This window comes from Acetobacterium paludosum, assembly GCF_008086595.1.
Classification (GTDB): Bacteria; Bacillota; Clostridia; order Eubacteriales; family Eubacteriaceae; genus Acetobacterium; species Acetobacterium paludosum.
On sequence record NZ_RXYA01000002.1, the window covers coordinates 303,502 to 322,916 of the forward strand.

General features: G+C 40.8%; 21 protein-coding genes. 13 read left to right on the plus strand and 8 right to left on the minus strand.

Going from position 1 to position 19,415, the window contains the following annotated elements; genetic code table 11:
- Nucleotides 1-9: 9 nt before the first annotated feature.
- From fabK to FZC41_RS03580, 9 genes are read left to right on the plus strand one after another with little or no spacing between them, the layout of a single operon-like run.
- A complete protein-coding gene (fabK, locus tag FZC41_RS03540; protein WP_148566002.1) occupies nucleotides 10-957 on the plus strand; it encodes an enoyl-[acyl-carrier-protein] reductase FabK in 948 nt (315 codons plus the stop codon).
- The gene (locus tag FZC41_RS03545) at nucleotides 945-1,886 is read left to right on the plus strand and encodes an ACP S-malonyltransferase (protein WP_148566003.1); all 942 of its coding nucleotides are present in this window, start codon (nucleotides 945-947) and stop codon (nucleotides 1,884-1,886) included. The genes fabK and FZC41_RS03545 overlap by 13 nt, the downstream gene beginning before the upstream one ends.
- The gene (fabG, locus tag FZC41_RS03550) at nucleotides 1,880-2,620 is read left to right on the plus strand and encodes a 3-oxoacyl-[acyl-carrier-protein] reductase (RefSeq protein ID WP_148566004.1); all 741 of its coding nucleotides are present in this window, start codon (nucleotides 1,880-1,882) and stop codon (nucleotides 2,618-2,620) included. The genes FZC41_RS03545 and fabG overlap by 7 nt, the downstream gene beginning before the upstream one ends.
- A 9-nt stretch (nucleotides 2,621-2,629) precedes the next feature.
- A complete protein-coding gene (gene fabF, locus FZC41_RS03555; protein WP_148566005.1) occupies nucleotides 2,630-3,880 on the plus strand; it encodes a beta-ketoacyl-ACP synthase II in 1,251 nt (416 codons plus the stop codon).
- A 2-nt stretch (nucleotides 3,881-3,882) separates the two neighbouring features.
- Nucleotides 3,883-4,362 carry an acetyl-CoA carboxylase biotin carboxyl carrier protein gene (gene accB, locus FZC41_RS03560; protein WP_148566006.1) on the plus strand — a complete coding sequence of 160 codons (480 nt, stop codon included), beginning with the start codon at nucleotides 3,883-3,885 and terminating at the stop codon, nucleotides 4,360-4,362.
- Nucleotides 4,359-4,775 carry a 3-hydroxyacyl-ACP dehydratase FabZ gene (gene fabZ / locus FZC41_RS03565; RefSeq protein WP_148566007.1) on the plus strand — a complete coding sequence of 139 codons (417 nt, stop codon included), beginning with the start codon at nucleotides 4,359-4,361 and terminating at the stop codon, nucleotides 4,773-4,775. Before accB ends, fabZ begins: the two co-directional genes overlap by 4 nt.
- Nucleotides 4,776-4,786: 11 nt before the next feature.
- A complete protein-coding gene (gene accC / locus FZC41_RS03570) occupies nucleotides 4,787-6,139 on the plus strand; it encodes an acetyl-CoA carboxylase biotin carboxylase subunit (protein WP_148566008.1) in 1,353 nt (450 codons plus the stop codon).
- A 15-nt stretch (nucleotides 6,140-6,154) separates the two neighbouring features.
- Nucleotides 6,155-7,042, plus strand: a complete 888-nt coding sequence (accD, locus tag FZC41_RS03575) for an acetyl-CoA carboxylase, carboxyltransferase subunit beta (RefSeq protein ID WP_148566009.1) — start codon at nucleotides 6,155-6,157, stop codon at nucleotides 7,040-7,042.
- Entirely contained in the window at nucleotides 7,029-7,817 is a 789-nt protein-coding gene (locus tag FZC41_RS03580) for an acetyl-CoA carboxylase carboxyltransferase subunit alpha (protein WP_148566010.1), read from the plus strand. The genes accD and FZC41_RS03580 overlap by 14 nt, the downstream gene beginning before the upstream one ends.
- Nucleotides 7,818-7,885: 68 nt before the next feature.
- On the opposite strand, the gene FZC41_RS17505 is transcribed toward FZC41_RS03580, so the two are convergent.
- The 5 genes from FZC41_RS17505 to FZC41_RS03605 form a co-directional block, all read right to left on the minus strand.
- Nucleotides 7,886-8,467 carry a zinc ribbon domain-containing protein gene (locus tag FZC41_RS17505; RefSeq protein WP_205737054.1) on the minus strand — a complete coding sequence of 194 codons (582 nt, stop codon included), beginning with the start codon at nucleotides 8,465-8,467 and terminating at the stop codon, nucleotides 7,886-7,888.
- 60 nt (nucleotides 8,468-8,527) lie between these two features.
- A complete protein-coding gene (locus tag FZC41_RS03590) occupies nucleotides 8,528-9,019 on the minus strand; it encodes a peptidylprolyl isomerase (RefSeq protein WP_148566011.1) in 492 nt (163 codons plus the stop codon).
- 165 nt (nucleotides 9,020-9,184) lie between these two features.
- The gene (locus FZC41_RS03595; RefSeq protein WP_148566012.1) at nucleotides 9,185-9,598 is read right to left on the minus strand and encodes a Fur family transcriptional regulator; all 414 of its coding nucleotides are present in this window, start codon (nucleotides 9,596-9,598) and stop codon (nucleotides 9,185-9,187) included.
- An 89-nt stretch (nucleotides 9,599-9,687) separates the two neighbouring features.
- Entirely contained in the window at nucleotides 9,688-9,972 is a 285-nt protein-coding gene (locus tag FZC41_RS03600) for an ArsR/SmtB family transcription factor (protein ID WP_148566013.1), read from the minus strand.
- A gap of 208 nt (nucleotides 9,973-10,180) precedes the next feature.
- The gene (locus tag FZC41_RS03605) at nucleotides 10,181-10,699 is read right to left on the minus strand and encodes a hypothetical protein (RefSeq protein ID WP_148566014.1); all 519 of its coding nucleotides are present in this window, start codon (nucleotides 10,697-10,699) and stop codon (nucleotides 10,181-10,183) included.
- A 269-nt stretch (nucleotides 10,700-10,968) separates the two neighbouring features.
- On the opposite strand from FZC41_RS03605, the gene FZC41_RS03610 reads away from it, so the two are divergent.
- The 3 genes from FZC41_RS03610 (at nucleotide 10,969) to FZC41_RS03620 (ending at nucleotide 13,230) form a co-directional block, all read left to right on the plus strand.
- The gene (locus FZC41_RS03610) at nucleotides 10,969-11,646 is read left to right on the plus strand and encodes a LiaF transmembrane domain-containing protein (protein WP_148566015.1); all 678 of its coding nucleotides are present in this window, start codon (nucleotides 10,969-10,971) and stop codon (nucleotides 11,644-11,646) included.
- Nucleotides 11,643-12,488 (plus strand): DUF4097 family beta strand repeat-containing protein, encoded by an 846-nt coding sequence (locus tag FZC41_RS03615; protein WP_148566016.1) that lies wholly within the window; start codon nucleotides 11,643-11,645, stop codon nucleotides 12,486-12,488. Before FZC41_RS03610 ends, FZC41_RS03615 begins: the two co-directional genes overlap by 4 nt.
- Nucleotides 12,489-12,570: 82 nt before the next feature.
- Nucleotides 12,571-13,230: a YczE/YyaS/YitT family protein gene (locus FZC41_RS03620; RefSeq protein WP_148566017.1), complete on the plus strand. Its 660-nt coding sequence runs from the start codon at nucleotides 12,571-12,573 to the stop codon at nucleotides 13,228-13,230.
- 7 nt (nucleotides 13,231-13,237) lie between these two features.
- On the opposite strand, the gene FZC41_RS03625 is transcribed toward FZC41_RS03620, so the two are convergent.
- The 3 genes from FZC41_RS03625 to FZC41_RS03635 form a co-directional block, all read right to left on the minus strand.
- Nucleotides 13,238-14,113: an SPFH domain-containing protein gene (locus FZC41_RS03625; RefSeq protein WP_148566018.1), complete on the minus strand. Its 876-nt coding sequence runs from the start codon at nucleotides 14,111-14,113 to the stop codon at nucleotides 13,238-13,240.
- A 112-nt stretch (nucleotides 14,114-14,225) separates the two neighbouring features.
- Nucleotides 14,226-17,306, minus strand: a complete 3,081-nt coding sequence (locus FZC41_RS03630) for an EAL domain-containing protein (RefSeq protein WP_148566019.1) — start codon at nucleotides 17,304-17,306, stop codon at nucleotides 14,226-14,228.
- Between the two features lie 155 nt (nucleotides 17,307-17,461).
- Nucleotides 17,462-18,670, minus strand: a complete 1,209-nt coding sequence (locus tag FZC41_RS03635) for an EAL and HDOD domain-containing protein (protein ID WP_148566020.1) — start codon at nucleotides 18,668-18,670, stop codon at nucleotides 17,462-17,464.
- Between the two features lie 242 nt (nucleotides 18,671-18,912).
- On the opposite strand from FZC41_RS03635, the gene FZC41_RS03640 reads away from it, so the two are divergent.
- Complete coding sequence (locus FZC41_RS03640; protein WP_186855175.1) at nucleotides 18,913-19,200, plus strand: DUF2769 domain-containing protein; 288 nt, start codon at nucleotides 18,913-18,915, stop codon at nucleotides 19,198-19,200.
- The last annotated feature ends 215 nt before the right edge of the window (nucleotides 19,201-19,415 follow it).

Consider the following 19,415-nt stretch of genomic DNA (forward strand, 5'->3'; position numbering starts at 1 on the left):
TGTGACAGTATGATAAAAACACCACTGTGTGATCTTTTAAATATTGAATTTCCCATTCTTCAAGGAGGAATGGCCTGGGTATCCGATGCCCAGCTTGCCGCTGCCGTATCCAATGCCGGTGGTTTGGGGATCATTTCTTCAATGAATGCCGATGAAAACTGGCTGCGACAAGAAATACATAAGGTCAAAAGCTTGACTGACAAGCCCTTTGGAATAAACGTCATGCTGATGAATCCCCATGTTGATAAAATCGCCCAGGTTCTCATTGAAGAAAAAGTACCGGTGATCACCACCGGCGCTGGAAACCCGGGAAAATTCATGAAGCTCTGGATAGCCGCCGGCATTAAAGTGATCCCGGTCGTTCCTTCCACCGGGCTGGCCCGCTTTGCCGAACGTGCCGGTGCAACAGCAGTCATCGCTGAAGGCGGAGAATCCGGCGGTCATGTCGGCGATATGGCCACCCTGCCCCTGGTTCCACAGGTCTGTGATGCCGTTTCCATTCCGGTCATCGCGGCCGGGGGCATCGGCGATGGTCGGGGCATTGCCGCGGCCTTGATGCTGGGTGCTGTCGGTGTTCAATTAGGGACACGATTCTTAGTCGCTGATGAAACCAATATTCATGAAAATTATAAAGATAAAATTATAAAAGCTAAAGACATCGACACGGTGCTTACCGGAAAATCGTTGGGCCATCCCGTTCGAGCATTAAAAACGTCATTTACCAGAAGTTTCCTTAAAGCCGAAAATGACCCCTCAACCTCCAAAGAAACCTTGGAAGAATACGGTCGGGGCGCTCTGCGTATTGCCGCCCAGGAAGGGGACTCTCAAAAAGGTTGTTTTATGGCCGGTCAAATTGCCGGATTGATTAAAGCAAAACAAAGCGCAAAAGACATTATCTTAACACTGGTAAAAGAAACCGAAACCGCCTTAAAAGGAGGACTTCAATGGGTAAAATAGCCGTACTCTTTCCGGGTCAGGGATCCCAGTTTATCGGAATGGGAAAATCATTATATGAACAGAGTCCTGCCGCGAAAAAAGTATTTGATCAAATCGAATCCCTTCGAGTCGGGACTTTAAAACAATGTTTTGAAGGTCCGTTAGAAGAATTGAATAAAACCTGTAATACTCAGCCTTGTATTTTTGCCGTAGAGTTAGCTGCTTTGGAAGCTTTACGAGCGATCGGAGTTGCCATTCAGGGGCTTGCCGGCTTTTCATTAGGTGAAGTAACCGGTCTGGTTGCCGCTGATATGTTATCTTTGGAAGATGGCTTGAAATTTGTCAAAAAGCGTGGTCAGGCCATGGAACAAGCCGCTGGTAAAACAGATGCTGCCATGGTCGTGGTTTTAAGGCGAAACAATACTCAAGTTGAAGCACTATGCAGTGAGTTCAGCCAGTGCTATCCGGTAAATTACAATTGTCCCGGTCAACTAGTGGTGTCGCTATTAAAATGTGATGTGGCAGCATTCGTTAAACGTGTTAAAGATTCCGGAGGAAGAGCTATTCCGCTGAGTTTACCGGGCGGCTTTCATTCCCCTTTTATGACTTATGCAACTAAAATTTTGGAAAAAGATATTTTCGAATTGACTTTTTCCAAAGGATTTATTCCCCTTTACTCTAATGTCGATGCCACGCCATATCCGGAGTCACCCTTAGCGATCAGATCTAATATTCTGTACCAGATCAATCACCCGGTACAGTGGGAAAAAACAATCCGCAGAATGATTGATGACGGCTTCACAACCTTTATTGAGTGTGGTCCCGGAACAACACTGGGGGGATTTATAAAGAAAATAAATCCTGCTCTCGCTTACTATCACTGCGAATTGATTTTCAAGGATTATATTGAAGCCAAAGATGCCGGAAAGGACTGGTCTTTCAAATGTTAACAGGAAAAACAGCACTAATAACTGGCGGCGCCAAAGGAATTGGCCGGGCTATTGCTTTGAAAATTGCTGAAGCACACGGAAATGTTGCCATTGTTTATCGCGGCAGCGAAAAAAGAGCCGAAGATACTAAAAATGAATGTATCGCCTTAGGCGTCAAAGCTCAGAGCTATCAATGTGACGTATCCGATTTTAATGCAACCAAGATTATGGTTGCCCAGATTATTAAAGATTTTGGCAATCTGGATATTCTTGTGAATAATGCCGGGATTACGAATGACAAGCTTTTGATTGCCATGAAAGAAGAAGATTTTGACTCTGTCATTGCCACAAATTTAAAGGGCGCCTTTAACATGACCAAACATGTGGGCGCGTATCTATTGAAACAACGGAAAGGCCGAATCATCAATATTTCTTCGGTGTCAGGTCTTATGGGCAACATTGGACAATGTAATTATGCTGCTGCCAAAGCGGGACTCATTGGCTTAACCAAATCAACGGCCAAAGAAATGGCGTTGCGTGGAGTAACCTGCAATGCCATTGCCCCTGGTTTTATTGATACTGACATGACCAAAGATCTAAAACCTGAAATTCAGGCGGAAATTCTCAAGTTAATTCCGTTGAAACGTTTGGGACAGCCAGAGGATATTGCAAACCTCTGTGTATATTTAAGCAGTGAATATTCAAACTATATTACCGGAGAAGTCATCAAAGTTGATGGCGGTCTCTATATTTAGGAGTAATCAATGAAACGAAGAGTTGTCATAACAGGATGCGGTGCAATTTCCCCAGTGGGCAACACCGTGGACACCCTATGGAAGAACCTGGTTAATGGAAAATGTGGGATTGATTTTATTAAAAAATTCGACACCACTGATTTAAAAGTAACGATTGCCGGGGAAGTCAATGATTTTGAACCCCTGGACTATATTAAGAAAAACGAAATCCGAAAAACTGATCTTTTTACCCAATACGCCTTAGGCGCTGCCGTTCAGGCGATGGAAGACAGCGGTGTTCAGGAACACGTGGATCCAACCCGTTTAGGCGTCTACATGGGATCTGGAATTGGCGGCATTCACACCTTTATTACTGAATGCGAAAAAATGACCACCAAAGGACCGGGGCGAATCTCCCCTTTCTTCATTCCGATGATGATCTCGAACATTGCCGCCGGCTCCATCGCCATTCGCTACAATGCCCAAGGGCCCTGTCTGCCGGTTGTGACCGCCTGCGCCACATCAACAAACGCGATTGGTGAAGCCTACCGTGCCATTAAGCACGGGTATGCCGATGCCATTATTGCCGGCGGAACGGAAGCCAGTATTACCCCGCTTGCCATTGCCGGCTTTACAAATTGTATGGCTTTGACCACGGTTAACGATCCTACTCAGGCATCGATTCCTTTTGACAAACGCCGCAGCGGCTTTGTTATGGGCGAAGGTGCCGGAGCACTTATTTTAGAAGATCTGGAAACAGCCTTAAAGCGCGGAGCAAAGATTTATGGCGAAATCGTCGGGTACGGAAATACCTGCGACGCTTATCATATCACGGCCCCTCACCCGGAAGCTATCGGTGGCGCTCGATCCATCAGCCAGGCCCTGGCTGAAGCCGTTGCTGCCGGAGTCATCCTTGAAGATTCACAGTTTTACATCAATACCCATGGTACCAGCACCCCCTTAAATGACAAATCAGAAACCATTGCCATTAAAAAAGCCATGGGTGATCACCTGTCACGAACGCTGGTCAGTTCAACCAAATCCATGACCGGACATATGTTGGGTGCGGCTGGCGCGATTGAAGCTATCGCTGCTATTATGGCCTTGAAAGATGGCGTTATTCCGCCGACCATCGGGTATAAAGAACCAGATCCGGATTGTGATTTAGATGTTGTTCCCAATGAAAAACGTTTGATCCAGAGCAATGTGGCGCTATCGCTATCCTTGGGATTTGGCGGCCATAACGGTTGTTTGGCATTTGTAAAATATACAGAGGTGTAGATATGGAATTAACCACGGAAATAATCCTGACATTGGCTAAAGTCATGTCTGCCGAAAACCTGACCAGTCTTTCCATTGATCAGGGTAACCTTAAAATAGAAATGAAACGGGAGATTGTTTTGGCTCAGGCTTCGCTGCCTTCAGAAAACCATTTTCAAGAGGACCTGAGCCAAAATGTTTGGCACAAAACCCAGGTCGTTGAGGCTGAACCGATCGAACCACCGATTGACGCTCAATGGAAAGAAATAAAATCGCCGATGGTCGGTGTGTTTTATCAGGGCAGCCAACCGGATAAACCCCCTTATGTTTCGCGGGGACAGCATTTTGAAGAAGGTGATACGCTGTGTATCATCGAAGCGATGAAACTGATGAATGAAATTACCGCCGAAACATCAGGTACTATTATGGAAGTATGCGTTGGAAATGGCCAGGTTGTCGAATATGGGCAGGTTCTGTATCGCATTAAAGAGGAACAAGAATGAAACGCGAAGCATTAAAAAACATCTTACCCCATCGAGAACCGATGCTCCTCATTGATGAGGCTGAAAAAGTTGATGAAACTACCGCAGTTGGACGTTACACGGTGAAAGGCGACGAATGGTTTTTACAAGGTCACTTTCCCGGAAACCCTGTGGTACCCGGAGTTATTCTTTGTGAAATCATGGCCCAAACCACGTGTGTATTGCTGGCTGAAATCAGTGGCACCAATAAAACGCCTTATTTCACCGGACTTAACAAAGTAAAATTTAAAAATAAAGTACTGCCTGGCGATACATTGGAAATCACCTGCAGCATTACCCGATCTAAGCCACCTTTTTATTTTGCCAGTGGTTCAGGTTCCGTAAATGGTAAAGTTGCTGTTGTCGGCGAATTTTCATTTGCCCTAATGGACTAAGGAGGAAACCTGTGTTTGCTAAAATACTCATTGCCAATCGTGGCGAAATCGCCCTGCGAATCATCAGAGCTTGTAAAGAAATGGGCATTGCCACAGTCGCTGTTTTCTCAAAAGCAGATGAAGACAGCCTTCATGTGAGCTTGGCCGATGAGAGTATTTGCATCGGTCCCGCCCCTGTTACAGATAGCTACTTAAACATCTCAGCGATTTTATCAGCCGCCGTACTCACCGGAGCCGAAGCAATTCACCCGGGTTACGGTCTGCTTTCAGAAAACCCAAAATTTGCCCGTCTATGCGTCCAATGTGGACTTACCTTTATCGGACCAAACTGGGAAATCATCAAAAAAATGGGCGATAAGGATCAGGCCAGATCCACCATGGCCGCGGCTGGAGTCCCCATCGTACCCGGAAGCGATATCATTGACGATCCAGAAGAAGCTCAAAAAAAAGCGGATGAAATTGGCTACCCGCTGCTTGTTAAAGCCCGTTCGGGTGGTGGCGGCAAAGGCATCCGTTTAGTTGAAAAATCGGAAGATTTCATAAACGAATTTCAGCTGGCCCGTCAAGAAGCACAAAATGCCTTTAATGATGATGGCGTCTATTTGGAAAAGTTTTTAACCCATGTCAAGCATATTGAAATTCAGCTGCTCTGTGACCACTTCAATCATGTTGTGGCCCTTGGCGAACGGGAATGCTCGATTCAGCGCAAGAATCAAAAGCTTTTAGAAGAAAGCCCTTCCCCATCCCTAACACCTGAACTTCGTGAGTCGATGATGGCGGTCTCACGAAAAGCCGCGCTATCCATCGGTTACGAAAATGCCGGAACCATTGAATTTTTAATGGATGCCCAGAGTCATTATTACTTTATGGAAATGAACACGCGACTGCAAGTGGAACACCCCATTACCGAAATGGTTACCGGGGTTGACATCGTTAAATGGCAAATTCGCATTGCCGCCGGCTTACCACTGACTTTTGGTCAGGAGGATGTTCACATCCAGGGGCATGCCATCGAGTGTCGGATCAATGCGGAAAACCCACTGCTTGATTTTAGGCCGAATTGTGGAACCATTAATTTTCTCCATGTTCCCGGAGGCCCCTGGGTACGATTCGATACCCTGCTCTATCAGGGCTATACCATCCCACCTTACTACGATTCCATGGTTGGAAAACTCATTGTCCATTCCAAAACAAGAGAACTGACCATCCGAAAAATGAAAGCGGCCTTATGCGAATTGGTTATTGAAGGAATCGACCATACCAGCCAGATACAGCTCGATATTTTAAGTCATCCCCTGTTTGTTAAAGGGGATTATTACACCGATTTTATGGAAAAAGAATTAGACAAACCCTTGTCTGAATAGGAAGGGAGTTTTTAAATGATTAGCAAAGGTCTATTTAAAAAACCAAAAAACGAACTAGAAGACCATCATTGGGTGAAACGTCAAAGCGATCCTGCCATTCCTTCAGAACTTTGCCGCAGTTGTCCCTCATGTAAACAACTGAGTTTCACCTCGGATTTAGATAATAATTTTCATATCTGCCCCAAATGCGGATATCATTTTCGCATTAATGGCCGGCAACGTCTGAATATGATTATCGATCCCGGCAGTTTTACCGAACATCATCAGAATCTCATTTCAACCAATCGATTGGAGTTTCCGGGATACGAAGAAAAATTGGAACAGGCCACTCTGTTTAGCCATGAAAACGAAGGGGTTATCACCGGCATCGGAAAAATTGGCGGCTATGATGTGGCTTTATTTGTCATGGAAGTAACCTTTATGATGGGTAGCATGGGACAAGTGGTCGGAGAAAAGATAACCCTTCTTTTTGAATATGCAACCGAACATCATCTCCCCGTCATCGGATTTACCGTTTCCGGCGGAGCCCGTATGCAGGAAGGCCTGCTGGCTTTGATGCAAATGGCAAAAACAAGCGGCGGAGTAAAACGTCACAGTGATGCCGGCCTCTTGTATATTGCGGTCCTAACCGACCCCACGACAGGCGGTGTGACAGCCAGTTTTGCCATGGAAGCCGACATTACTTTAGCTGAACCGGAAGCTTTAATCGCCTTTGCCGGACCGCGGGTCATCGAACAGACCATTCGTCAGCGATTACCAAAAGGATTCCAACGAGCCGAGTTTTTGCTTGAAAAAGGGTTTGTGGATGGGATTGTTCCCCGTAATCTTCAAAAAGATACCTTGATTAGATTGTTATCCCTCCACTCCATCCCAAAAGGCGGTGACGACCATGGAAGCCTATAAACGAGTAGCACTGGCACGTAAGAAAACCCGCCCGACCGGGCAGGATTTTATAAACAATATTTTTACCGATTTTATCGAGCTTCACGGGGATCGCTATTTCGGAGATGATCCGGCGGTCATTACCGGAATCGGCTATCTTTTAGATATGCCGGTAACGATTATCGCCCAGGAACGCGGGAAAAACACGAAATCGCGAATTAAGCGAAACTTTGGTTCCTCTCATCCCGAAGGATATCGGAAAGCCCTTCGGCAAATGCACTTAGCTGAGAAGTTTAACCGTCCCATTGTTTGTTTTATCGATACCTCCGGAGCATTTTGCGGGATCGGTGCGGAAGAACGCGGTCAGGGGCATGCCATTGCCCAGAATCTGATGGAAATGATGAGCCTGAAAGTGCCGGTGATTTCCATTATTATTGGCGAAGGCGGCAGCGGCGGGGCTTTGGCTCTGGGTGTTGCCGACGAAGTTTGGATGCTTGAGAATGCCATTTATTCAGTGATTTCACCAGAAGGCTGCGCCAGTATTCTCTGGAAAGATCCTTCAAAAACAAAAGAAGCCGCTAATTGTCTTAAATTAACGGCCCAGGATTTACTGGAACTTGAGGTCATTGATGAAATCATCTCAGAAAATCATCGGGATTTCAAAAACGTGTATCGGGAATTAAAACTTAACCTCTATAAACGGTTTCGCAAAAGCCAAATTTTATCTCCTGAAATCTTGACGCAAACCCGTTATAACCGGTTTCGAAAGTTCGGTGCCCTGGACATCACAAAATAATTAATGATCGGGCAAATCGTTCCAGCATTAAAAAAAGAACTGTCGCATTTGACAGTTCTTTTTTGTTTTTAATAATACCTCATTGAATGCATTGCTGAAGCAAGGATCGCAACTACAATACTTGAAAATATAATCGAAAGAACAACGCCGATACCCATAAAGATTAATGAGGCCCAGGCAAAATGTTTTTTGTTAACATTTGTTTTTTCATCAACGCTCCAAATGATCAGCATAATTAGGTTGACAACCGGGATATAGGTCAGTAAAAGTGTCAGCATCCAGTCTCCCAGAGTCATAACTTCTTCAGTTTTAACAGTGACAGGCGATTTTTGAGGTGCCGTCTGAACAGGCCCTGGATCATGTACTACATTTTCAGCAACAACGATCTCTTCCGCCACCACTTCATCAGCAGCGATTCCATCACCGATAATCTCATCGGCAACAATTTCTTCAGAAGATGTTTCATCATCTACGGTTTCAGGCACAATTTCTTTACCGGTAACATCATGAGAAAGATTTTCATGATCGAAAACGCCACTTGTGAAGTCTTCTTCAGCAATATCTTTTTTTTCTAATTCTGCCCCACAATTACTACAAACGGTATCATCATTCCTTAAACCCGCATAACATTTTGGACAATACTTTGCCATTGCACTCACATCCTTTTTATTTTATTTTATCATATAAATATAATAATTTTAAAATATAATTTATGCTAAAACTTCAATCTTTTTGATCACTTGATTTTCATATGGTTTGTCTGAAGGATCACGGTCAACCGCAACCACTGCGTCAGCTGTTTCCATGCCTTTTGTCACCTTACCGAATGCTGCGTACTGACCATCCAAAAAGGGAGCATCCTCCACCATAATGAAAAACTGGGAACCCGCTGAGTTTGGCTGACCGGATCTGGCCATCGAAATCACACCGCGTTCATGCTTAATATCATTAGGAATAGCATTGCCGGAGAATTCGCCTTTTATATTATGTCCGGGCCCGCCAGTGCCATTGCCTAAAGGACATCCGCCTTGAATCATAAAGCCTGGTATTACGCGATGGAAAATCAAGCCATTATAAAAGCCATCTTTAACGAGGTTTAAAAAGTTCTCAACCGTAATGGGTGCAACTTCCGGATAGAGTTCGACCTCCATCGTTTGTCCATTTTCCATTTCTATTTTTACAATTGGGTTTGTCTCTGACATATTATCCTCCAAAATTTTAAATTCAATTTAATTTTTTATATCATCTATACTATACACCAAATCATCTAAAATGAAAAGCGGAAAACAAACGGTCTTAAGATTTAGAAAATAAAAAAAGTCCGGCACCTATCGTGTCCAGACTTTTAAGTTTAATACATTTGACCACTAAGCATAAAGGGATAATTCCATACGGTTTAAAGAAAATTGGTCAGGAAGCTTTTCCTTTAAATAACTAGATAGCAAAATTTCAAGTTCCGGGTCAAAATAATCACAGATTGCATTATCATTTTCATTATAGATATGAACATGAAACTTAGTGTTTGCATCAAAACGCATCACTTCTTGATTATCTTTGAGTTTTAGAATCAATCCTTTTTCGGAAAATGTTTCTAAAATATTGTAAATAGTACCCACCGACATAATATAACCCTGATTTTCAAGGGCTTCCATTAGCATTTCTGCACCGGGATGAGATGTCATTTCTGACAGTACTTTAAGGACACCAATACGTTGCGGGGTTGCCTTTAACCCCGCACCACGAATCATATCTGTATACATTTGAATTTGTTTACTTTTCATGAATAAGAATAACTCCTAATTAATAATTTGTTTATTATTATATTATCAATTCGGTATTTTGTCAAATAATTTAAACAAAATCATTGTTATTATTGTTCACCATATAATGCCCGAATAATATTCTGGGCCCGTTCACTGACAACCTCATAATAAATTTCATTTCCAGTTCGTACACCTTTTACGATGCCAGCATTTTTCAACTTGGAAAGATGCTGTGAAACTCCTGATTGCGAAACCGCAAGGCATTCTTCCATATAGGAAACATTGCATCGACCATTTTCGATAAGTCCTTTTGTGATACAAAGTCGGATCGGATGTCCCAGTGCTTTTATTATTTCCGCAGTTTCCTCATAATCTTCTAAGTTCATATCCATAAATAACTCTCCCTCTTTCTGATAAACGAACTATTTTTGTATTGGCATACCATATTATTCTATCTACTAAATAAGAACTTATACTCCTTCATTTATATTTGTTCGCAGTGTTCTTATCTTCTGTTATCGACATCAGCGATCATTTGTTGAGAATTTGTTCAGCAATTATTTCAGTCCTTTTATAACCGCCTTTACTGGTATCGGAAAGTTAATCAAACGAGTCCAGCACAGCATTAAAAATTTGTGTTTCATCAAAATCCGGGTGTTCCACAATGATAACCAGCACTGCTTTTCCAATAAAATAAAGAAGATCATCCGTTGAAATGTTAAAACCATCTTCCTGAGCCAATTTAGCTAAATGTTCAAAAAGTCGATGTCGTTTTATTTCTTCATTATTGAGAACATATTCCTTTTTATTTTCAGTGCCATGAACCAATTCGTCAAACTTGCTAACGAGTCGATCCTTTAAACTAATTATCTCGCCTTTTTCGGCACTGAGTTTTTCTAATTTTCGTGCTGATCTTCCGTCAAGATCAATTATTCTTTGGAGCAGATCATCTTCAATGTTTTCTGGAATCATCGGCGATGCATAGTACCCGGCCGATACAAGCATTGGTTCATTATACCGAAAGCTGCCACTGGCAAGTAATTTTTCATTATACTCTGTCAGTGCTTTACGGTTTTCCGCCAGATATTTTATAAATCGTTTAACTTCCGTTAATGCCATAAGTTACCCCTCCCACTGTTTTATTCGTAGACTGTAGTTGCTATTTTGTTAAACATTATCACATGCAAATATATTAATCAAGAGTATTGTTTTCTTTTTTTCCGTTAATTCTTTATTTTCACTTAGTATTAATGATTATATTTCATTATTGTGCTTTTTTAATAAGCCAGTATACTTATACCTTCTTTTTTGCTTGTTTCATTACAAATTTGTAAAATTCGACAAAATCATGATATAATGATGAAAAATTCGAATTAAAAGGAGTTAACATGAGAAATCGAGTTGGTAACTTGTTATGGGGCTTTTTATTAGTGGCCATCGGCCTGGGATTTGCCGGTAATGCATTTGGTTTATGGAATTTCGAACTGTTTTTTAATGGTTGGTGGACTTTATTTATTATTATTCCTTGTGCAATCAGCATGTTCCAAAATGGAGTTCAACTTTGGAATTCCATTGGATTAGGCATCGGTGCTCTATTATTTGTATCTGCACAGGGATATTTTAACGGCCAGCTGGTCGGGAATCTTATCTTTCCAATCATCATTATTGCAATTGGTCTGAGCATTATGTTTAAAGGAAAAATGAATAAAAATGTGAAAATGATAGAAAGTTTGAACAAAGACGGACTTTCAGAATACTCGGCTGTTTTTGGCGGTCAGGAATTAAATTTTCCTGGTGAAGAATTCAAAGGGGCCAACTTAACGGCCGTATTTGGCAGTATCACTTTAGATCTCAGACAAGCCATCATCAACGAAGATATCTGTATTTCAACCACGGCAGTTTTCGGCGGTGTCGATATTATGGTGCCAAACAACGTTCGTGTTGAAGTATCCGGCACGCCTATTTTCGGCGGCACCACAAATAAAGCAATGCAGCCAATTGGAGAAAATCCCCCCACCGTCTATGTTAACAGCATCAGTATTTTTGGAGGCACTGAAATAAAATGAAATCAAACTTTGGATGGGTTAAATATTTAGCCATTGCCTTTGGCCTTGTTTTAGCATTAGGAATTATTTCCTCCCTTGTCCATGGTGGAATTTACGTATTAACAGGCTTAGGGTTAATTGAAAACAAAACACAACTTATTGAAAATGAAGCCGGTTCTTACAGTCAAGAATATACCGGAAGCTTAAATTCCATTTCAGTTGTCTATAACGTCGGTAGTCTGATACTTCAAAGCGGTGATGAATTTAAAGTGGAAGGTACAAATCTATCGTCAGACTTAACGGCAAAAATGGAAGATGGTAAATTAATCATTCAGGAAAAGGGGCCCAACAACTTGCTGGCAAGTCTGTTTGACCAAAATAATGCCCCCAATTTGGTAGTAACCATTCCTAAAAGCTCGAAATTGGAAAGTGTCGATTTGGAATTGGGCGCTGGTCGGGGCGAAATCAACGGCATCACGACTGATAATTTAAGCATTTCCCAGGGCGCAGGGGAAATAACTGCTACCGATGTTCAAGCAAACGCTGGAGAACTCAAAGGCGGTGCTGGTTCCGTAAACTTTTCAAATGTAGCGCTTAAGGATTTTGACATTGATGGTGGGGTAGGACTTATTAAGATACAGGGAGCTATCACCGGAAAAATGAAAATAGACTGTGGCGTAGGTCAAACAAGTTTAAACATTTCTGGCAATCCGGATGACTATTTCATTAATGCTGATCAAGGTTTAGGACCGATAACAATTAATGGTCTAAAAATTCAAGAAAAAGGTCCCGGCTCAAAAACCGCACCTAATCGTATTGATATCAATGGTGGGGTGGGACCAGTCAATATCGTTTTTGATTAAAAATCCGGAATCATTGGCTTTTGTATATTCATCTTTAATTTTGTGTTATACTATAAACATTATTCGCAAATTGGAGATCATAATGAAAACATATCTATTTCGATTTTTAAAGCTGAACTTTGGCCTCTTTCTCTACGGATTAGGGATTGTGGTTACAATGAAAGGGAACGTCGGATATGCCCCATGGGAAGTTCTGCATAGCGGGATCAGTCAAACTTTGGGCATCAGCATTGGTTTAGTAAACACCGGTGTCGGCGCGATCATCGTCGTCATTGTCTGTTTGTTGGGGGAGAAAATTGGCCTGGGTACGATCTTTAATATGTTTATGATTGGTCTTTTCATGGATTTAATCCTTAAATCCAATATCGTTCCGCTAATGCATGACTTTTGGCTCGGTTCGCTTGTCATGATTCTCGGGCTTTTTATTATTTCGCTAGGCACTTACTTTTACATTTCATCCGCTTTTGGAGCTGGCCCCAGGGACAGCCTGATGGTAGCAGTAACCCGCAAAACAGGGTTTCCAGTGGGATTATGCCGAGGTATCCTGGAAGTCAGCGTAGTCATTATTGGCTGGCTGTTAGGCGGGATGGTTGGCCTGGGCACCCTGCTTTCAGCTTTTACCATCGGTTTTTGTATCCAAATCACCTTCAAAATGCTTAGGTTTGACCCTACCCTGGTTAAGCATGAAACCTTCGGGGTGATGGTAAAAAACATCCGGAATTTAAAAAGCAATAACCGGTAACAGATATTTACTTCATATTTTTCGATCTTTCAACCGGCAAGACACCGGACATTTCGCCAATGACATTAATTAGCTGTGTATCGGACGGAATCACAATCTTTGCGTTATTTTTCAAAGCAATCTCAGTTGTTTCCAATTTTTTTAATAGTTGAGCATTTCCGATAAAATAGAGCTCCGCAGCTTCATTAACCAGTTTAATTGCCAGGGCTTCACCTTCAGCGGCCAGAATTCGAGCCTGTTTAATGCCTTCAGCTTTCTTGATTTCTGCTCGTTTAACCCCATCGGCGGTTGTTTCTGCTGCCGTTGCAAAATCAATCGCTGCGACTTTTTCATTTTCAGCTTTAACAACCTTGTTCATGGTTTCCTGAACATCTTCCGGCGGATCAATTTCTCTTAATTCCGCTCGCACAATATCAATGCCCCATTTGTCGGTCTCTTCCTTTAGCGTAACCAATAAATCCGTATTGATGATGCTTCGTTCACTATTAGCAGATTTCAAAGTCATGGTCCCAATGATGTTACGTAAGGTAGTTCTAGCGAGATTGACAATTTGCGTTTTGTAATCATTTACATTGTATACTGAATTTTTAACACTTTCTTCATCGGATTTAACTCTAAAGTAGATCTGGGCATCAACGGTAGCATTAAGATTGTCATTGGTAATAATAACCTGCGGTTCCGCATTAAACATCTGCTCGGTAACATTCACCACATATAGTTTTTGCACCCCAATAATTATCCAATGATAGCCTGGTTCTGCAAACTTTGTGTATTTACCCAATGTTTCTATGAGTCCTCGACTAGTGGGTCTGATTATGCGAATGCCGGCTAAAAATACAGCCAGGATAAGGACAACAACAAGAACAATTATAAAATAACTCATCTGTTTTACTCCTTCTTTTTTAGTATTTCTTTAATTGGCTTTATTATATACGATCCTGCTAGCTTTGTAAATTTTTATACTGATATTTTACAGCTTCCAACAATAAGAATCATCATTCTTCATTCTTCAGTATTTTTTCAATTGCGGCGGCGTTAAGAGGCTTATAATAATAAAAGCCTTGAATTTCATCACATTGGGAGGTTTTTAAAAATGCGACTTGATCCTCAAATTCCGCACCTTCTGCCACGACAGACAAACCCAAACTTTTTCCCAGATCAATAATGGCAGTGGCAATAGCCTGATCTTTATGATTCTGACCGATTCCATCCACAAATTGCTTATCCATTTTAATGCGATGAATGGGTAATTTTTTCAGGCGGCCAAGAGACGAATATTCCGTTCCAAAATCGTCAATGGCAATTGAGATGCCTAGCGCTTTAATTTCAATTAATTTGCCAACAATTTCAGCGAATTCCATAATCGCAATACTTTCGGTTATTTCCACTTCTAAAAATTCAGGTTTAAGGCCGGTTTTCTTAAGCACCTGTTCGACTTGCTTGATAAAGAGCGGGTTTTTAAACTGGCTGGCCGAAATATTTACGGCCATTAAAATCGGCGGAATGCTCATATCCTGCCATATTTTATTTTGCCGACAGGCGGTTTCCAAAACCCACTCCCCAATCGGGTTAATGAGCCCGGTTTTCTCCGCCAAAGGAATCGTCACACTTGGTGAAATAAGGCCTAATTGAGGATGTTTCCACCTTAATAAAGACTCCACTCCGGTTATTTTTCCCGTTTTAAGAGAAACCTGTGGCTGGTATTCAATATAGAGCTCGTCATTTTCCAGCGCCCGGTATAAATGACTGGTCAATTGCATTTCTTTCTTAACCGCACCTTTTATTTCGGAAGAACATAAAAGATACTGGTTTCTGCCCTTTTCCCTGGCCCTGGACTTGGCGATATCGGCATTCATAATCAGAGTTTCGGCATCTTTTCCATCCTTTGGATAAAGGGCAATACCGGCACTGGCACTTATGAAAAATTCCTGTCCTTTTAATAAAAAAGGTTCTTTAAACAGATTGATAATGCTCTGTGCCCTTTGCAAAATTGCTGACTCATCCTCAAGATTATCGAGCATAATCAGAAATTCATCGCCGCTGAAACGTGAGATGATCTCAGATTTTCTGAGCACACTTTTTATTTTTTCTCCAACCATAAATAAAAGCTCATCACCCATCCGATGACCAACCGTTTCATTAACGGTTCTAAACGAGTCCAAATCGACAAAAATAATGCCCATTTTTCTTTCGGTGAATTCTTGTTTAATAATATTAAAATAAACAAAATTGGTAAACAAATTGCGATTCGGAAGCTTGGTAATCTCGTCATAATGAGCCATAAAGTTGATTTCTTTTTCTGTTTCAATCCGCGTTAACGTATCCCCGATAATATTAGCCATAATTTTAGCAAAGTTAATATGATCTTCTTTCCAATGAATGATCCTGGTTTCCGAATCAAACCCCCAAAATCCAATAACCTTTTCTTTGCTGCTGATGGGAACCATGATCTGAGATTTTAGCTTGGTTAAACCAATCTCTTTGAGTCCGGCATTGGTAAAAGATGGCAATTCACTTATATCGGAAACGACAAACAGTTCATTATTAAGTAATTTTTCGATTCGCCAATGGCTTTTATTGATCGGTACATGTTGAATGAGATCTATTTGAGACATAATGCTTTCACGACAATAATCTTGAATACAGGAAAAGCTATTCTCTTCGTAATCAAATATTGAAATATGGGTACGATCCAAAGAAAAGAAATCACAACACATTTTTAATATATTACCAATTTTTTCTTCGAAATTATGTTGATTGATGACCACACATTCTGATGAGATCTGAGTCAGAAGCTCCTGCAATTTCATTTTCTGGGTTGTTTCATTTAATCGCGTTACGAATATTTTATTCAAATAATAAGCCAGACATATCGCTAGGCATAAAAGGCCGATTCGTCCGAGGTAGTCGGCGGACTCAACTTTCACTGTCATGGTTGAGGCAAAAATCCATACCAGCACCTGGGTCAGAAGGATGGACACGGAAAGAATAAGCAGTAGAATCTTGTGGCTGAAAATAAGGAATCCCAAGATTAAAATGAAGGGAAATGCCCAAACCGTGATACCGGCATATCCAATAAATTGAAAGGTAATGATCGGAATTAATAAGGCCATCAGGCCAACGCAGATGATGTCATTTTGATCCTCAGTTAAATCAAAATGCTGCACTACTTGGATTAAAACACCAAATAAAAAAAGGACGACACTTAAAAACAGGATATGAAAAAGATCCGGATTTTCGGCAAAATAATATTGCGAGATGAAATTTATTACGCCCCCGATTATTGCCGCAATTGACAAGTAATCATATATTTTTTTCTTGGAAATTTCAGTAAATAATACTTCTTCATTTTTCGAAAACGAAGAAGTATTAATTAATTCATAACGGCGAATACTGTAATAAATAGCAAAAACCGGAATAACCATCACGATTGGGGCTAACTGGGGGGTTGTGATCAGAAAGAAAGTATTGCCGAGAGTATCAATTAGCGTACCAAGAATAAGCGCCATGCCAAGAGAAAAACCAATTAGGCGCCCCTGCTTTTTTTTATTTTCTGCAGTTGAGCGATAGCCCCATAAAAAGATTAAAATTAAGCTTGTGATGGAGTAGGTAATATAATAAACAGTGAACAGCATGTCCCAAACGCTATTTTGGGCAAAGTTTATCCAACCCCATTGGGTATCTGCCAGGTTATAAAGGGTGTGTGTTAAATCGTTTGAAATAGAAAAGGCAAATATGATAACGACCGCCGGCAAATAGATACCCAGATACAGCCACCACTTTTTCAGCAAATTTTTCTTTTCCGTTAAGATGAGCGTGGCATGCAAAAGAATGCCAAAAAAAGAACCCCAGCCTAATGCCGCTATCCGTCGCCAAAACAAACACGCCGCATAACTTGGCGCTGAAATAGCAATCGCAAAACTAAGCGTCCATAGACTCAAAGCTAGCAACAAGGCAAGAGAAATTCGGTTAATGGCTTTTTGGGTGGCAGACATATAGACGTAAAATCCCAAAACAACGTATATGACAAAAAGAATAAAGAATAACAACGAAAATAGTAATGCTGCTTTTTCCAAAAATGCACCTCGCTGAAATGGAATTGATTCTTACATAAATTATAGCATTATTCTCGTATTTATAATAGGTTTATTTGTCTTCGCTCAATTCATTTCTTCGGATTTTTTAATCTGATTAGTCGAAAAAAGCGGATCAAGTCTAGCCAGTCTTTATTTTATCCGATTTGCGCAACAATATCATTCGCCCATTCCAGCGCTATTAAATAATCTTCAAACAATATATTTTCATCAATATTTAGTTCCTTTGATATTTTTTCGGCGGCCTGCCAATCGGCTTTTTCATAAGCAATTTGCAGTTCATATACCGGAAACAAAACGCCTTTATGGTCAATCAAAGCTTCCAAGATGGAATTTGGCAGAGCGATGCCTTCCAGTGCCGCTTCCATGGTTTGATCCAATATCGCATCCAAAACGCTGAGCAATCCCATTAATGATGCTTCATGGGTCAAGCTTTCTAATCCCATATGCCCTGCTATCGATGCTGAAAAGCTGCTGCGAATTAACGAAATTTTCATCAATTCTTCCGGTTTTGATTGCCCTAAATCTTGAAGCATCAGGATGTTGATCCATCGTTCTATTTCGTTCAGACCCATATAGGTTAAGGCCGTCTTAATGGAATAAACCAGATTGCCGCCTTTTCGAAAACTGACCGCTCTTAAAAATCGATAAGCTAAAGTGACATCCTGCTCGACAATTCCTGTCAATATTTCAAAAGACGGTTCTTTCTTTTTCAGCTCTGCAATGATCCGAATGTACTGAACTTTAGAAGCTGATTTATCGATTGATTTGCTGGCGATATGCGGTTTGCAAAAAAAATAACCCTGAAATAATTGGAATCCCATTTCTTTGGCCTTTAGGAATTCTTCTTCCGTTTCAACTTTTTCTGCCAATATAATTTTATTATTAAGCAGCGCCTTGTTAACATCTTTTACGATTGATTTTAATGGCGTCGCCATTAGATCATATTTAATAATATCCGCATATTCGATCAATGGATAGTCGCTATAACTTTCTCTGAAATCATCCAAAGCAATTCGATATCCCTTATTCCTAACTTCTTTTAGGCGGTCCGTCAATAAGGCATCAATTATAACATCTTCCAACATTTCCACAATCAGTCGATCGGGATCAATCAGCTCCAATGCATCTGTATGAATAAATTTTTCATCAAAATTAATAAAGGCACATTTATCTTCGATAATGCTATCCAATCCGGATTCAAATAATCCATTGATTACGGACGCTGTCGATGCTTCGGATGATATCCCATCATATTCTTTTGATTGACTGCCAGAACGATAAAGTAATTCATAGCCAATAACTTCTATTTTATTATTAAAAATAGGTTGTCTTGCAATAAACATTTTTAAGTTCCTCCCTGAAGAAAGTTCTATTTTTGAAAAAATGCGTAACATGCTTTTACTCTTATCCTTGCGAAAAAAATAATGATGAACGATTTCAATAGAACTATTGTATCATTTTATGATCTTTAATGAAAGTGAGAGAAATATTTTATAACTTATTTTTATTTATGCCGGAATGGGGGTATATAAAATTATATAAAAGAGTATTTGTTAATCAGATTCAAATAAAAGGAGGTCTATTTATGTCAAACGTACCAAAAACTAAGGAAAATATAAAAAAGTGTCTGTGTCTGAAGTGTCCAAGTTACAATTTTTTTTGCAAAATTAAGTCAATGCCTAAAAATGTGAGTTTGAAAATTGGCGATGCTGAAGAAAAGGCGCATGCCGAAAAAATGTTTTGTGCTTTTGAGACAAGCCAATGTATTGATGAAAAGAAAGGCTGTCTTTGCGAAGATTGTGAGATATTCCGAGATTATGACCTTGATAAAGATTTTTTCTGTATTGTTAAAGGCGGTGAATCAACGCTATAAAGAAAGCAGTCCATTGGACTGCTCAGAGCGAAGACAAACCCGATTACAAGCAAACAAAGCTGTAGTCGGGTTTTTATATTGCTGCCCCAAAATGAAAAAACAGAATAAAACGTGAAGGCAACCCAAAACGCATTCGTTTTCGGTACAGCAGATTTGCCAGTTTTTTCATATTCAGGCATGCCAAAGTCAGCCCGATCTGCATGGCAACCCGGGCC

What these genes read in the sequence shown, in the direction of transcription:
- FZC41_RS03620 (WP_148566017.1), top strand. Translation starts at nt 12,571, where the DNA reads ATGAAAACATATCTATTTCGATTTTTAAAGCTGAACTTTGGCCTCTTT.
- FZC41_RS03545 (WP_148566003.1), top strand. Translation starts at nt 945, where the DNA reads ATGGGTAAAATAGCCGTACTCTTTCCGGGTCAGGGATCCCAGTTTATC.
- fabG (WP_148566004.1), top strand. Translation starts at nt 1,880, where the DNA reads ATGTTAACAGGAAAAACAGCACTAATAACTGGCGGCGCCAAAGGAATT.
- FZC41_RS03640 (WP_186855175.1), top strand. Translation starts at nt 18,913, where the DNA reads ATGTCAAACGTACCAAAAACTAAGGAAAATATAAAAAAGTGTCTGTGT.
- FZC41_RS03615 (WP_148566016.1), top strand. Translation starts at nt 11,643, where the DNA reads ATGAAATCAAACTTTGGATGGGTTAAATATTTAGCCATTGCCTTTGGC.
- FZC41_RS03600 (WP_148566013.1), bottom strand. Translation starts at nt 9,972, where the DNA reads ATGGATATGAACTTAGAAGATTATGAGGAAACTGCGGAAATAATAAAA.
- fabZ (WP_148566007.1), top strand. Translation starts at nt 4,359, where the DNA reads ATGAAACGCGAAGCATTAAAAAACATCTTACCCCATCGAGAACCGATG.
- FZC41_RS03590 (WP_148566011.1), bottom strand. Translation starts at nt 9,019, where the DNA reads ATGTCAGAGACAAACCCAATTGTAAAAATAGAAATGGAAAATGGACAA.
- fabK (WP_148566002.1), top strand. Translation starts at nt 10, where the DNA reads ATGATAAAAACACCACTGTGTGATCTTTTAAATATTGAATTTCCCATT.
- FZC41_RS03635 (WP_148566020.1), bottom strand. Translation starts at nt 18,670, where the DNA reads ATGTTTATTGCAAGACAACCTATTTTTAATAATAAAATAGAAGTTATT.
- FZC41_RS03580 (WP_148566010.1), top strand. Translation starts at nt 7,029, where the DNA reads ATGGAAGCCTATAAACGAGTAGCACTGGCACGTAAGAAAACCCGCCCG.
- accD (WP_148566009.1), top strand. Translation starts at nt 6,155, where the DNA reads ATGATTAGCAAAGGTCTATTTAAAAAACCAAAAAACGAACTAGAAGAC.
- FZC41_RS03610 (WP_148566015.1), top strand. Translation starts at nt 10,969, where the DNA reads ATGAGAAATCGAGTTGGTAACTTGTTATGGGGCTTTTTATTAGTGGCC.
- FZC41_RS03605 (WP_148566014.1), bottom strand. Translation starts at nt 10,699, where the DNA reads ATGGCATTAACGGAAGTTAAACGATTTATAAAATATCTGGCGGAAAAC.
- FZC41_RS03625 (WP_148566018.1), bottom strand. Translation starts at nt 14,113, where the DNA reads ATGAGTTATTTTATAATTGTTCTTGTTGTTGTCCTTATCCTGGCTGTA.
- accB (WP_148566006.1), top strand. Translation starts at nt 3,883, where the DNA reads ATGGAATTAACCACGGAAATAATCCTGACATTGGCTAAAGTCATGTCT.
- FZC41_RS17505 (WP_205737054.1), bottom strand. Translation starts at nt 8,467, where the DNA reads ATGGCAAAGTATTGTCCAAAATGTTATGCGGGTTTAAGGAATGATGAT.
- fabF (WP_148566005.1), top strand. Translation starts at nt 2,630, where the DNA reads ATGAAACGAAGAGTTGTCATAACAGGATGCGGTGCAATTTCCCCAGTG.
- FZC41_RS03595 (WP_148566012.1), bottom strand. Translation starts at nt 9,598, where the DNA reads ATGAAAAGTAAACAAATTCAAATGTATACAGATATGATTCGTGGTGCG.